8 protein-coding genes are annotated in these 14,203 nt (G+C 48.3%); 4 read left to right on the top strand and 4 right to left on the bottom strand.

What is annotated here, in order from left to right; translation table 11 throughout:
* Positions 1 to 822: 822 nt before the first annotated feature.
* The 4 genes from yehK to metG form a co-directional block, all read right to left on the bottom strand.
* Positions 823 to 1,143 carry a protein YehK gene (yehK, locus tag HGD79_RS24135; RefSeq protein ID WP_000636926.1) on the bottom strand — a complete coding sequence of 107 codons (321 nt, stop codon included), beginning with the start codon at positions 1,141 to 1,143 and terminating at the stop codon, positions 823 to 825.
* A gap of 60 nt (positions 1,144 to 1,203) precedes the next feature.
* Positions 1,204 to 4,836 carry a DUF4132 domain-containing protein YehI gene (gene yehI, locus HGD79_RS24140; protein WP_168848526.1) on the bottom strand — a complete coding sequence of 1,211 codons (3,633 nt, stop codon included), beginning with the start codon at positions 4,834 to 4,836 and terminating at the stop codon, positions 1,204 to 1,206.
* Between the two features lie 9 nt (positions 4,837 to 4,845).
* A complete protein-coding gene (locus HGD79_RS24145) occupies positions 4,846 to 8,640 on the bottom strand; it encodes a WGR and DUF4132 domain-containing protein (protein ID WP_001215633.1) in 3,795 nt (1,264 codons plus the stop codon).
* A gap of 140 nt (positions 8,641 to 8,780) precedes the next feature.
* On the bottom strand, positions 8,781 to 10,814 hold the full coding sequence (gene metG / locus HGD79_RS24150) for a methionine--tRNA ligase (RefSeq protein ID WP_001295427.1): 2,034 nt from the start codon (positions 10,812 to 10,814) through the stop codon (positions 8,781 to 8,783).
* A 131-nt stretch (positions 10,815 to 10,945) separates the two neighbouring features.
* On the opposite strand from metG, the gene apbC reads away from it, so the two are divergent.
* The 4 genes from apbC to HGD79_RS24170 all read left to right on the top strand — a co-directional run bounded on the left by apbC (position 10,946) and on the right by HGD79_RS24170 (position 14,189).
* Positions 10,946 to 12,055 (top strand): iron-sulfur cluster carrier protein ApbC, encoded by a 1,110-nt coding sequence (gene apbC, locus HGD79_RS24155; RefSeq protein WP_001005448.1) that lies wholly within the window; start codon positions 10,946 to 10,948, stop codon positions 12,053 to 12,055.
* A 262-nt stretch (positions 12,056 to 12,317) separates the two neighbouring features.
* Positions 12,318 to 12,599, top strand: a complete 282-nt coding sequence (locus HGD79_RS24160) for a YehE family protein (protein WP_001324851.1) — start codon at positions 12,318 to 12,320, stop codon at positions 12,597 to 12,599.
* Between the two features lie 292 nt (positions 12,600 to 12,891).
* The gene (locus tag HGD79_RS24165) at positions 12,892 to 13,434 is read left to right on the top strand and encodes a fimbrial protein (protein WP_000830468.1); all 543 of its coding nucleotides are present in this window, start codon (positions 12,892 to 12,894) and stop codon (positions 13,432 to 13,434) included.
* An 80-nt stretch (positions 13,435 to 13,514) separates the two neighbouring features.
* Positions 13,515 to 14,189 carry a fimbria/pilus periplasmic chaperone gene (locus tag HGD79_RS24170; protein WP_000677395.1) on the top strand — a complete coding sequence of 225 codons (675 nt, stop codon included), beginning with the start codon at positions 13,515 to 13,517 and terminating at the stop codon, positions 14,187 to 14,189.
* Positions 14,190 to 14,203 lie beyond the last annotated feature (14 nt).

Below are 14,203 nucleotides of genomic sequence, written 5' to 3' on the forward strand. Positions count from 1 at the left end.
ATACGTAAACCAGTATCGACAGGCAGTGTAAGGGTAAGGTGCTGGTGTTGCGCTCCTTAATAAGGAGAGCGGATGGACACGCTGACACAAAAGTTAACCGTGCTCATTGCCGTACTGGAGCTATTAGTGGCTCTGTTACGGTTGATTGATTTGTTGAAGTAACGGGCAAATTGAAACGCATCTAAGGGGGAAAACCGCTTCCCCCTTTAATAAAATGATTACTGTTTTTATTAATTCATCATATAACTCATTTTTATTTATAAATTCATCGATTTTATATTCAACGCACCATTTGACCGGGATGTGAATATTTATGGTGGGCTATTGGCAAAAAATATCTGGAAAGTAGATCGCAGAAAATAAAAAAACCTGCTGGTGAGGCAGGTTCTTTTATTTACTACTTTGATGTTAAGTTACTGATAGTGCAACATGGCATCTCAACGAACGAATTATAACCACCTCTGGACAGTGTTGCAATTAAGATAATGAGATTTATAATCCTGACTGTTGGGAAGTTGCGCCGGATCGAACCCATTTCAAGTCCTGGCTACCGGACGGGTGGTGCCGCAGGTAGTGCTCTGATCCGGAGTGCAACATGGCGACTCAACAAACGTAAACCAGTATCGACAGGCAGTGTAAGGGTAAGGTGCTGGTGTTGCGCTCCTTAATAAGGAGAGCGGATGGACACGCTGACACAAAAGTTAACCGTGCTCATTGCCGTACTGGAGCTATTAGTGTCTCTGTTACGGTTGATTGATTTGTTGAAGTAATGGGCAAATTGAAACGCAACTAAGGGGGAAAACCGCTTCCCCCTTTAATAAACTAATATTCTATTAGTTGGTTGAATATATTCTGTAGTTCACGATTAAAAATTGCTATTACAGTTTCAGGTGATTCACCTCGTAATTTCCGCTCATCAATACACTCATCTCTTATATAAATCAACGCATCATTTATTAGCGGGTCAGCATCTTCTCGATCACGTTGATGAAATGTTGGACGTAGCCGGAATCGCTCCAGTCGATAGACGGAACCTGTAAATAATTCAGAGCATTTATGGATCTCAAGTCTGAAGGAAAACGGATCTTCAGGTACAGGGACCTCATAATCGTAAATAGCAACCAGCTCTTTTTGCACGATCATCGCTTTCCCCGCTGGTAAGTCGTGTTGATAACGGGCAGTTGCATCACTGCCCGCTGTGTTTTAATGGAAAATGACGTCAGGTGCGCTTAACGCCTCACTCAAATCAAACACATCAAGTTCGGCAAAAGTGACGGATTTATTGTCACTGTACACTCGAAGAGAACGGAAGCTCATTAGCGCTTTGCTATCAACATTGTAGTGGTTAAAACCGGGTGAAAACTTAAGGAGCAGCCGGTACTCACCCAGGTCATAGACAAATGCGTCCTCATAGCCTGACTCCCAGCCTTTGTATCGCATTCCCATAAGTTGCCCAACGGTAGCAGATTTACCTTCCCAGCGATTCAAACTATTACTGGCTGACTCGTCAGGCGTGAGCAGCACCGTGCGCCGTGTCAACTGGCGAAGTGGCGGTATAATTTCGTAATCGGCAAAAAGCTGGGCAAATTCACTGCGCATTTCTGCTGTCATTTCTAACGGGTGGGCAATGCCAATCAGAGCATCCGCAGGCAGGTCAATTGGCTCATCCTGCGTATTGCAGAACTCCCCCTCTGCGGCCACACGAAAGGCGTTGAGTAAACGACGCGGTTCATTTGCCGGATACACGCCCCATATTAATCGCTGGGTAACCAGGCGGGTAAAGGGATGATTAACAAACAGAGTATGAAAATCTGCCAGCGACCAGCGTCGGGTGGTACGTAGGGCAGCTTCAAGACGCGGGAGCAGGTTTTTGCTCACCTGAGTAGCATCTTTTTTTAGCCCTTTTAGTCGGGCCAGTGCCTCGGGCGCTTTCAGTTGATCGTCATCGGCGCGCAACCGGGGAACGCTTTTCTGGCGAACGTTTTGCTGATCAAAGATAACCGGGTTGAGGTTTTCATCGAAGCGAACGGTAAACTGCCGGGGACCAAAATCAAAACTCAACGCCTGCGGATCATCAAGGCCCAGGGTTGGGACTAATCTGTCCGCTAGCTCTTCCTGGCTTAGCCCGCGATTTTCTGCGACCACCTGAAGAAATTCCGCCGCGTTATCACGTAAGGGGCGGGATTTAGCCCGTTGCGATATATGATGCAGCTGTATCAGCGCCATATCATTATTCATCAGGGTAAGGATGTTCAGGCCGCTGACAGCACGGGCAGATTTGCCTTCTTGTGGCCAGGCGAGGATCTGTGTCGTCAGATCCCGTGCCGTGCTTTCGTCACCAAAGAGACTTAACGCCAGAAATGCCCAGTTGTCTTTTGCGGGGGCACCAGCTTGTTGCCACGCAGTGAAGAGATCCCAGGCAAAAGCTGCCAGCGTTTGTGGCTGGCAGAACGTTTTCAGTTGTTCCAGCCCGCTATAAAAACGTCCCCCCTGGGTAAAGCGCAGCATTTCGCCGATAATTTCCAGAGCGTCACCGGTAACAGGCTGATTATTAGTGATAAGTCGAGGCCTGGACCACATTGCCGGATGCCAGAAATCAGGGGCTTTTGGAATGCGTGCCGGGTAAATGTCCATTGGACCCTGTTTAAGCAACTGCTCCAGGGCAGACCATACATCTGTACGCTGCCAGCGGTTTGCCACGGTTTGTAGCAATTCGCCATGTCCCTGTTCGTACAGTAAACGCAGGGCAAGTAATGCGGCTTCGCTATTATCGCTGGGTTTGGTAAAGACAAGAGGGATAAGTGCACTAGCCGTATGTTCCGGCCATTGTAAAATCCACTGGCGAGCCAGATCACGCTGCGCCGCGAAACGTCGCCAGACGCGGGCAACAGGCAGCGCCAGTTCTGTTGCGCCAAAATTTAAAATTAACGGAAATGTTTCTTTTGGACGATGTGAAAAAGCCAACAGCAGACCTGGTAGCGCATCCAATCCGAGGATACTGAGAAAATAGTCCTCACCCGCGAACAGATGCTTTTTCTCAATGATACGCAGCCAGAAGGTCAAAGCCATCTCACGCGGCAACTGTGCCAATAAATACAGGTTCCAGACACTCTTTTCCGGACGATAACGTGAGAAGTTGTCATTTTCCCATATGTTAATTAACGCTTCTATGTGACCGCTGCGGAGCGCCTGTTCTGCTAATTGTGCTTGCGGGGAGTTCCAGCCATTCAGGATCTCTTCAACCCGCCCCTGGTAGTAATGCCACTGAACAATGAGTGAATTGCGTGCAGCATCCAGTTTTCCGGGGAGTATATAATTCAGAAACAGCCATACATCATCCCCAAAACCCAGTTCCTGTAATACAACTCGTCCACTTTTTTGTTCCATGCGTTCCGCAAGAGATTCCGTGCTGAAATAACGGGCAGACTCAGTGGCGGCAAGCCTCTCTTGTTCGCCTGGTTGCCAGTAAATTTGCGGAGTTAATTCGAGCGGTGCCAAATCAAGACGTGGAGCTGTCATTTTTTTCTTACTACGCCACGGTGGTGAAACGAGCATTTCAGGCAGACTGCTGTTATCGGTGCTATCAATAACCGGTTTTGGCGGTGCCGATAAATAACTATTCAGCACTGCCCTGGCTTGAGTACTTAACCACGGCATCACCCTTTCTGCTAGTTGTGGCTGCGATGCTATCAGCGTTTGTAACAGCGTACGCCAGTATTCATCGCGTGCTTTTTGCTGTGCAGGCAGCTTTTTGTCTTCGATGATTGGATAACCTGGGCGGGCTGGTGGTTCTTTTAACGCCAGCAGTTCTGCCAGTGCGGCGAGTGTCGCATGGGGGAAGTTTTTACTGTATTTAGCCACACGTTGCAGGCTGGGTTTGTTTTTATCAGCAACTAACAGCAAGGTGCGGATGACTTGCGGATGGTTAATTTGTACCAGCAGACTGCCGCAATCTTCTTTATGGGCATATATCGCGAGGCGCGGAACGGCTGCCAGTCCTTGTTCGCGCAAAAGGGCGGCGCAGGCCGCGTAGCCGAAGTGGTTTTCATGCGACATGTAGCTGGCTTCTCGATCGCTAAATATATCCTGGCTCCAGTAGCGTTCGAGTTTTCTCACCGCTGTGGGGTCATTAGCAACAACTTTTAACCACTCCTTAGAATGAAAATGAGTCCGCGGGCATTCAAGGCTTACCAACTCATTGGCGATTTCTGGTTTTTCGGGGAGGATCAGCGCAATAAAAGGGCGGCGAACTTTGGTTATTCCTGGCAGTGTGGCAATGAGTTTGTCGGCGCAACGCTGCCAGCAGCTTTCCTCTGCCAGAGAGAGATGCTTACGCAGTCGGAGATCGAATTCGTTATAGGTTTCTGAGCGATAACCATAGCCATAGTCCTCGTTCTGATACTGCAATGTGACTACCAGAGGATCACTCTCATAACATCGTGTAATAAACTGGCGTGCAATCACCACCTCAGTCGCATATTCCAGCCCCTCTTGTTGGACGATTTCGTCGAGCAACTGTTGGCTGTCATTTTGCGCGATACAGACTAGCGCCGCCATTGTCTGGGCCGGGATTGAGGGTTTGTGTTCGCCGATCAAGTTGATGGCCTGCGTAATGGCGGACTGCCACTCCAGTGAAAAATTCTCATAACGCCAGACAATGTTTTTTTTCTTCTCAGCTTTTTGTAGCAATTCATCACCCAGTGTCTGAATGATGCTTTCAGTGATAACAGGCACTGGTTCGCCCGGCCAATTGCGATGGCTGAGTGGTGTTTTGCCTTTTTTATATTTCAGTTCCAGTTGGGCGTTATCCGCCAGCCACGGTAATTCCTTGTCCATGCTCTTTCCTTATTCAAACAGGGCTTCAATATCGTTAATCAGCTCGCTGGCGGTGATGGCATCGAGTACGGAGAACTGCGCTTCCTGTGTTGAATTACTCCCCCAGCCATAGCTTTCTGCTTTGCCTTCCCATAGCCACAGCTTGCTTAAGAGTTGCTCGGCGCTAAGTTCGGCTGGCGACATACCAACTGCAAAGCCTTCATCGATTTCCATGATTAACGACCAGCGGCCCAGAGGTTTGATCATCCAGCCGATCCAGCCACCATCCTGCGGTTCACCACGCACCCAACCTTTATTCGCCAGTCCCATGACCCGACCGCTCGGGCATTTTCTGCCTGCCCAGCGGGTCAGTTCACTGGCATTGCGCTCGGCTTCTGTCAGGGCGTAGCTGTTACGGTCGAGCTGGCGGAACGGTGGTAGCAGTTCGTAGTCGGCAAAAAGCTGACCAAAGGCGGCAGCATCCGTTGGTGATATTTCCAGAACGTGAGGAGTGCCGATAGAGATATCGCCTTCCGGCAGGGTGAAAAGATCATCGTCAGCGGTGCTGTAGCTGTTATCTTCTGCTACGCGAAAGCAAGCCAGTAGCTGGTTTTCGGCGCTATAAACGCCCCAAATCAGACGGCGGGTTAAGTGACGAACCAGCGGATGCTCAACCAGGAAGAGCTGGAAGTTTTCCAGCGACCAGCGGCGGCGCAGGCACATGGCGGATTCCAGCCTTGCTACCTGCTGGGCGGCGATGGTACGCGCATCTTTTTTCAGCAATTTGTAGCGGTTAACCGCATCGTTCGCCCGCGTTTCATCATCGCTTTTGTTCGGTTTGGGCAGGTCTTTCAGGCGGCTGCCGGAAACATCACGCACAAACGGTTTTAAGGTTTCATCAAAGCTGACGGTGAACTGCCGTGGGCCAAAATCCAGCAGCAGCGAACCGTTATCATCCAGACCGAGATCCGGTGCTAACCGATCTTCAAGCTCCGCCACCGTGAGTTCGCGGCTCTCGGCAATGTCGGCAATTTTTTCTTTTGCCCGCTCCTGTAATGCTTTGAATTTCAGTTTCTGGGCGATGCCGTTAAGCTGCATAAGGGCGATATCACTACCGATAGCAGCGAGAATATCCAACCCAACGGTGGCGCGTTTATGCTGGGATTCACCAGGCCAGGCGCGTATTAATGGCGTCAGTTTGCGGGCGGTGTCATCGTTACCGAGAACGCCTAACGCAGTGAACGCCCAACTCTCTTTCGACGGCGCGCCAGCGGTCTGCCAGGCGGTAAACAGATCCCAGGCAAATCCCGCCAGTGAGTCGGCGGAACAGACGTCTTTCACCTGCAATAATCCCGGATACAGAGCCTCTTCCTGAGGGAAGCGGAGCATTTCACCGAGGTGGAGGAGGGCGCTATCTGGCAGTGATTGGGCATTTGCTTTTAATACCGGGCGCGTCCAGAGCGATGGCTGATAAAAGGCCGGAAGAGTGGGGATTTTTGTCGGGTGATTATCTAAGGGATCGAGCGCAAGCAGAGCGTTCACCGCATCGGTTACTTCCGGCTGGTTATAACGTCGGGCGATTTCTTGCAGTAATGGCTGATGACCGTTTTCGGTAAGCATACGCAAGGCAGCGCGGGCGTTATCCTGTGCTTCACCGGCTTTGCCGAGCGCCGCAGGCAGCAGGCCGGTAAGGGCATGTTCCGGGTATTTCAACAGCCAGCTACGGGCGTTTTCGCGTAGCGTTTTCAGTTTGTTGAAGGCACGGGCGACGGCAGGAGCCAGCTCACTCGCTGCGAAGTAATTCGTGATGGGCAAGGCTTCTTGTGGATAGCGTGCAAGTGAGTTTACTAACCCAGGTAACCCTTTGAGTCCAAAATGTAACATGGCGTATTCGGTATCGGTATGTGGAGATAGGGTAAGGGCATTCCATGCTTTTACTGCTTTCTCCAGCGGCAATGTTGTCAAAATCCCCAACTGCCAATAATGCCCGGTAGGTGAATGAAACACCTTAAATTCACTTAGTAAGGTTGAATAATCTTCATTTAGCCATGCCTCAACTACCGCTTCGGGAGCTTTAATATATGTACCAGCGATCCGTCGTTGAAAACCCATCCTTGCCAACAGGTTGGTAGTACTTTCTTCATGGCTAACCGTGATGTGTTTTGAATACCAGATATATTTCGCCAAAAGTTGATTACTGATTTCTTCTGTCAGATAACAGATTGGCTCAATGCCTAATGGCGCTAAATCCAGCACCGGAATCGGCGATTTTTTCTTTTTCGAAAGCCAGGGAGGGGAGACTACTACGGCTGGCAGTAGATCGGCGCTGGCATGGTTTGAGGGCTGTGTCAGTTGTTGCTGGCATGATTTCAGTACGGCAACTGCGGGTGTCGAGAGCCAGGGAATGACCTGTTCTGCCAGTGCTGGTTGTGAGATAAGCATTGTCATTAGCATAATGCGCCAACTGTTCTCTTCTTTTTGCCCAAGAAGTTCCGTCAGTGCCGCCATTGCTGCATGTGGGAACGCAGCGCAGGCTTTCGTCATCCGATCGTGACAGCGTTTAGTATGCCCGGCTACACGTATAAGCAGTGTTAATGCGAACGGATGATTGATATGACGCAACACATCGGCGCAGTAGTCACTTGCGGCATAGGGAGCAAATCGGGGCAGGGCTGCAACACCTTGCTCCTGTAATACGGTGGCTGACCATATCGCACCACAATAGTAATCATCAAAAATGGCATATGGCTCGTGATATTTTTCTAATGAGGCAAGAATGTGCTCATCAGTCGCCACTATTTTTAACCACTCAAGCGAGGGTAATTTTTTTTGCCCCAGTAGACGCTGGGCAATTTCATGTGCAATTTCTGGTTTTTCGGGTAATAACAAAGCAATTAATGGTTGCCGCCATTCTGGAATATGTGGAATTGCGGCAATAAGTTTTTGTGCACATTTTTGCCAGAGAGACTCTTCCGCCAGTGATAAATGTTTACGTAGGCGTAATTCAAATCTGGAATATTGCTCCAAGTAGTCAGGTGCAATGCCAGACGGCAGAATAATAATGACATTATTCGCATAATCCCATTTAATATCAATCTGTTGAAGGTGTATTATTACATCAGTAGCATATTCCAGACCGCCTTCCTGGACGATCTGATCCATAACATCCTCACGCACTTTATATCTTGTGCATTTCATTTCAAGTGCCGTGAGTACAGCCATTACTGGTGATGGTAGCTGTGTTGTTTTCAGGCCGTCGATCTGACTGATCGCCTGGGCGACGGTGTTTTGCCATTCTAAAGAACAGGCGCTGAAGTCAAATGTGGCTGTTTTATTATCCCGTTGCGACACACTACAGGCTAAGCGACGTAATTGGGTCAATTTGTCTGCTTGCTGAACAGGAACTCCGGGAAAGCGGCGATGACTTAACGTGGTGTGTACAACTTCGGGCGGAAAAACGACAGCAATATCTTTTGCCAGCCACGGTAAAACAGCATCTGTATTTTTGTCAGGCGCACGGGTTTCTGCTACGAAAGAGGGTTGTTCCTGAATAATGGTGGATAAGTCCGCTACCTTGAGAGAGCCCGTTACCGTTTGGGAAGGTTGCAAAGAATTATCCTTCGCTTGCTCCACATACCCCTTCTTCACCTTCTCCGCAATCAGCTTAAGCTCCGCTTTTGCCACTGCCGCAGCATCTGAAAAACTTTTTATCTGGCTTTGCCCTTTGGTGCCAACTTTTCCCCAACTGATATGCAACTCGTTTCCCTGTTGCTCAACTGCCCAGAATTTATGTGATTTTTCGTCCTGATAGATAAAGTGTCTCATTCTGCATCCCTGTAATTTTATCCAGTTGAATGCAGATGCTACCAGTATTTATGCGGGTTAGAGAGAGACAAAATCGCAAGAAAACAACTTTAGGAATTTATAAAGAAAAGGCGCTGTCGATGCAGCGCCTTAAAGGGGGATTATTTCACCTGATGGCCTGGTTTAGCACCAGCATCCGGGCTTAACAGGAAGATATCTTTCCCGCCAGGACCAGCAGCCATTACCATGCCTTCGGAGATACCAAAGCGCATTTTACGCGGTGCCAGGTTGGCCACCATAATGGTGTGACGCCCGATCAGTGCCTGCGGATCCGGGTAGGCAGAACGAATACCGGAGAAGACATTGCGTTTTTCACCGCCGAGATCCAGTGTCAGGCGCAGCAGTTTGTCAGAACCTTCAACAAACTCTGCGTTTTCGATCAGCGCCACGCGCAGGTCAACTTTTGCGAAGTCGTCAAAGGTGATGGTTTCCTGAATCGGATCATCTGCCAGTGGGCCAGTAACTGGCGCGGCAGCTGCTTTCACTTCTTCTTTAGACGCTTCCACCAGTGCTTCAACCTGCTTCATATCGATGCGGTTATACAGCGCTTTGAACGGATTCACTTTGTGGCCCAGCAGCGGTTGCTGGATACCATCCCAGGTCAGTTCTGTATTGAGGAATGCTTCTGCGCGCTCGGTCAGTTTCGGCAGTACCGGCTTCAGGTAAGTCATCAGCACGCGGAACAGGTTTATGCCCATTGAGCAAATTGCCTGCAGGTCGGCATCGCGGCCTTCCTGTTTTGCCACCACCCACGGAGCCTGCTCGTCGACATAGCGGTTAGCCAGATCAGCCAGCGCCATGATTTCGCGCACTGCTTTACCAAATTCGCGGCTTTCCCACGCTTCACCAATCACTTCAGCGGCATCAGTGAAGGTTTTGTACAACTGCGGGTCAGCCAATTCGCTTGCCAGCACGCCGTCAAAACGCTTGTTGATAAAGCCCGCATTACGAGAGGCCAGGTTAACCACTTTGTTCACGATATCGGCATTCACACGCTGAACGAAATCCTCCAGGTTGAGATCGATATCATCAATGCGCGAAGAGAGTTTCGCAGTGTAGTAGTAACGCAGGCTGTCAGCGTCAAAATGATTCAGCCAGGTGCTGGCTTTAATAAAGGTGCCGCGAGACTTGGACATCTTTGCGCCGTTCACCGTCACATAGCCATGAACAAACAGGTTGGTCGGCTTGCGGAAGTTGCTGCCTTCCAGCATGGCAGGCCAGAACAGGCTGTGGAAGTAAACAATATCTTTACCGATGAAGTGGTACAGCTCGGCGGTGGAGTCTTTCTTCCAGTATTCATCGAAGCTTACGCTGTCGCCGCGCTTGTCGCACAGATTCTTGAAAGAACCCATGTAGCCAATCGGTGCGTCCAGCCAGACGTAGAAATATTTGCCCGGCGCGTTCGGAATTTCAAAACCAAAGTATGGCGCGTCGCGGGAGATATCCCACTGTTGCAGGCCGGATTCAAACCACTCCTGCATTTTATTTGCCACCTGCTCCTGCAACGCACCGCTGCGGGTCCATGCCTGCAACATTTCGCTGAAAGAGGGCAGATCAAAGAAGAAGTGTTCAGAATCACGCATTACCGGCGTAGCGCCAGAAACCACCGATTTCGGCTCGATCAATTCAGTCGGGCTGTAGGTCGCGCCGCAGACTTCGCAGTTATCGCCGTATTGATCCGGGGATTTACATTTCGGGCAGGTGCCTTTCACAAAACGGTCCGGCAGGAACATGCCTTTTTCCGGATCGTACAGCTGAGAGATGGTGCGGTTTTTAATAAAACCGTTCTCTTTCAGGCGAGAGTAGATAAGTTCTGACAACTGGCGGTTCTCTTCGCTGTGCGTCGAGTGATAGTTGTCATAGCTGATGTTAAAGCCTGCGAAATCAGTCTGATGCTCCTGACTCATTTCGCCAATCATCTGCTCCGGGGTGATACCAAGCTGCTGAGCTTTCAGCATGATCGGTGTACCGTGGGCATCGTCGGCGCAGATGAAGTTGACCTCGTGGCCGCGCATTCGCTGGTAACGGACCCAGACATCAGCCTGGATGTGCTCCAGCATATGGCCGAGGTGGATTGAGCCGTTAGCGTACGGCAGTGCGCACGTCACCAGAATTTTCTTCGCGACTTGAGTCATAGTAGGCATTACTTCTTAATAGTGAAAAGGGGTTAGATAGTACCAAATGGGAAAATGTTAAGTAAGTACTTCTCTATATTCTTCAGGTAAACTATCAGCTGATGGTTTATCTATACAAAAAAGGAGTCGGGATGAACGAACAATCCCAGGCCAAATCACCAGAAGCCTTGCGCGCAATGGTCGCCGGGACACTGGCCAATTTTCAGCACCCAACCCTGAAGCATAACCTCACCACGCTGAAAGCGTTGCACCATGTCGCCTGGATGGACGACACGTTGCATGTGGAACTGGTTATGCCATTCGTCTGGCATAGCGCGTTTGAAGAGTTAAAAGAGCAATGTAGCGCCGAACTGCTGCGTATCACCGGGGCGAAAGCTATCGACTGGAAACTGTCGCACAATATCGCCACCTTAAAACGCGTGAAGAATCAGCCGGGTATTAATGGTGTGAAGAACATCATTGCGGTCAGCTCCGGTAAAGGCGGCGTGGGTAAATCCTCCACGGCGGTAAACCTGGCGCTGGCACTGGCGGCGGAAGGGGCGAAAGTCGGCATTCTGGACGCCGATATCTACGGCCCATCAATTCCCACCATGCTGGGCGCAGAAAATCAGCGTCCAACGTCGCCGGACGGTACCCACATGGCACCGATTATGTCTCATGGCCTGGCAACCAATTCAATTGGTTATCTGGTCACTGACGACAATGCGATGGTGTGGCGTGGACCGATGGCGAGCAAGGCGTTAATGCAGATGTTGCAGGAAACCTTGTGGCCGGATCTCGACTATCTGGTGCTTGATATGCCGCCAGGCACCGGTGACATTCAATTGACGCTGGCGCAAAACATTCCAGTAACTGGTGCAGTCGTGGTCACCACCCCGCAGGACATCGCGTTGATCGATGCGAAAAAAGGCATTGTGATGTTCGAGAAAGTCGAGGTTCCGGTGCTTGGTATTGTCGAGAACATGAGTGTGCATATTTGCAGTAACTGTGGTCACCATGAACCGATTTTCGGTACCGGTGGTGCTGAGAAACTGGCTGAAAAATACCACACACAGCTGCTGGGGCAGATGCCGTTACACATCTCCTTACGTGAGGATCTCGATAAAGGCACGCCAACGGTTATCAGCCGTCCGGAGAGCGAATTTACCGCTATCTACCGCCAGCTGGCTGACCGCGTTGCAGCTCAGCTCTACTGGCAGGGTGAAGTCATTCCAGGCGAGATTTCCTTCCGCGCGGTCTAACGCCTATTAACCATTCTGGTTATTCTTCATACACCGCAGAGATGTTACATTGATGCGGTGTATTAGTTTTTGCCGCATTAATGAACACTTATTTAATACTGCGAATATTCTGCGGACCTTCGTCCGAAACTCTACAAAGTCGATTGATCATACAGGCAATGCTTCATTATCATCCTTCGTGGCTGTGTAGTGGATGTACAGCTATAGTTTGTTATGCACTCATTCTATCCAGGCATAACCTTTACTACAGGGATAACGTTCAATGAATAAGTATTGGCTGTCAGGAATTATTTTTCTTGCCTATGGATTGGCTTCTCCCGCATTCTCTTCAGAGACTGCCACATTAGCGATTAATGGCAGGATCAGTCCCCCAACATGCAGTATGGCTATGGTTAATGGTCAACCTCAACAGCATTGTGGTCAGTTAACGTATAATGTTGACACCCGTCATCTGTTTTCTTCGCCCGTCAAAGGTGTAACGACAGAAGTGGTTGTTGCAGGTAGCGATAGCAAACGTCGAATCGTGTTAAATCGCTACGATTAATTTGGCAACCTGATTTTAATTGCATTTAGAAAGCCGAAATCATTTATATAAATGATTTCGGCTTTTTTATTGATATCAACAATACCATTTACATAAATCTACATTAATTGATAGATGCGATAAATAGTTAATACTCTTAAACATTTTTTGTATTTATATTGCAATGGTTAATTTGTTTTAAATCAATAAAACAATGTGTTTACATTGCGGCAACTTTTTTGATGTGAGAAATTTGTTTCCAAGAGATACAGACTCTTAACAACCAAAAATAAATTTTATTAAGGAACATATTATGAAACGTTCAATTATTGCTGCCGCTGTCTTTTCTTCTTTTTTTATGAGCGCTGGAGTATTTGCTGCAGACGTTGATACCGGAACATTAACTATTAAGGGGAATATTGCAGAATCTCCGTGTAAATTCGAAGCGGGTGGTGATTCAGTAAGTATTAATATGCCGACTGTACCAACCACTGTCTTTGAAGGTAAAGCTAAATATTCTACCTATGATGATGCAGTCGGTGTAACCAGCAGCATGTTAAAAATTAGCTGCCCGAAAGAAGTTGCTGGTGTAAAACTCTCGTTGATTACCAACGATAAAATAACCGGTAACGATAAGGCGATAGCCAGTAGCAACGATACCGTGGGTTACTATCTCTATTTAGGTGATAACAGCGATGTCCTGGATGTTTCTGCACCTTTTAACATTGAGAGTTATAAAACAGCGGAAGGTCAATATGCTATTCCGTTTAAAGCAAAATACCTGAAACTGACAGATAACTCAGTGCAATCAGGTGATGTGTTATCTTCTCTGGTTATGCGTGTGGCGCAGGATTAATAAATAAAATTGTAAGTTTCTCCAGGTAATAAACATGGCCGCTATCCCCATGGCGGCTTTTTAATTTAAGAGGCATTAAGATGAAAGGATTATTATCTTTACTCATTTTTTCTATGGTCCTTCCTGCACATGCCGGAATTGTTATCTACGGGACGCGCATTATTTACCCGGCAGAAAATAAAGAAGTTATGGTGCAGTTGATGAACCAGGGAAACCGTTCTTCGCTGCTGCAGGCGTGGATTGATGATGGCGATACGTCGTTACCACCAGAAAAAATTCAGGTTCCTTTCATGTTAACGCCACCAGTGGCAAAAATAGGGGCAAATTCCGGGCAGCAAGTAAAAATCAAAATTATGCCGAATAAACTGCCCACTAATAAAGAAAGCATTTTTTATCTGAATGTTCTGGATATTCCACCAAATAGTCCAGAGCAAGAAGGCAAAAATGCACTGAAGTTTGCGATGCAAAACAGAATTAAGTTGTTTTACCGGCCAGCGGGTATTGCTCCGGTAAATAAAGCGACCTTTAAAAAGTTACTGGTAAATCGCAGTGGCAATGGATTGGTGATAAAAAATGACTCAGCTAATTGGGTGACGATTTCGGATGTCAAAGCTAATAATGTTAAAGTCAATTATGAAACTATTATGATTGCCCCCTTAGAAAGTCAGAGTGTTAATGTCAAAAGTAATAATGCAAATAACTGGTATCTGACCATTATCGATGACCACGGCAACTATATTAGTGACAAAATTTAATTGCAGGAGCTGCC

This window comes from Escherichia sp. SCLE84 (assembly GCF_012584495.1).
Classification (GTDB): Bacteria; Pseudomonadota; Gammaproteobacteria; order Enterobacterales; family Enterobacteriaceae; genus ECMA0423.

Coding starts and splice junctions, on each gene's coding strand:
- yehK (WP_000636926.1), bottom strand. CDS start 1,143: ATGATCGTGCAAAAAGAGCTGGTTGCTATTTACGATTATGAGGTCCCT.
- yehI (WP_168848526.1), bottom strand. CDS start 4,836: ATGGACAAGGAATTACCGTGGCTGGCGGATAACGCCCAACTGGAACTG.
- HGD79_RS24145 (WP_001215633.1), bottom strand. CDS start 8,640: ATGAGACACTTTATCTATCAGGACGAAAAATCACATAAATTCTGGGCA.
- metG (WP_001295427.1), bottom strand. CDS start 10,814: ATGACTCAAGTCGCGAAGAAAATTCTGGTGACGTGCGCACTGCCGTAC.
- apbC (WP_001005448.1), top strand. CDS start 10,946: ATGAACGAACAATCCCAGGCCAAATCACCAGAAGCCTTGCGCGCAATG.
- HGD79_RS24160 (WP_001324851.1), top strand. CDS start 12,318: ATGAATAAGTATTGGCTGTCAGGAATTATTTTTCTTGCCTATGGATTG.
- HGD79_RS24165 (WP_000830468.1), top strand. CDS start 12,892: ATGAAACGTTCAATTATTGCTGCCGCTGTCTTTTCTTCTTTTTTTATG.
- HGD79_RS24170 (WP_000677395.1), top strand. CDS start 13,515: ATGAAAGGATTATTATCTTTACTCATTTTTTCTATGGTCCTTCCTGCA.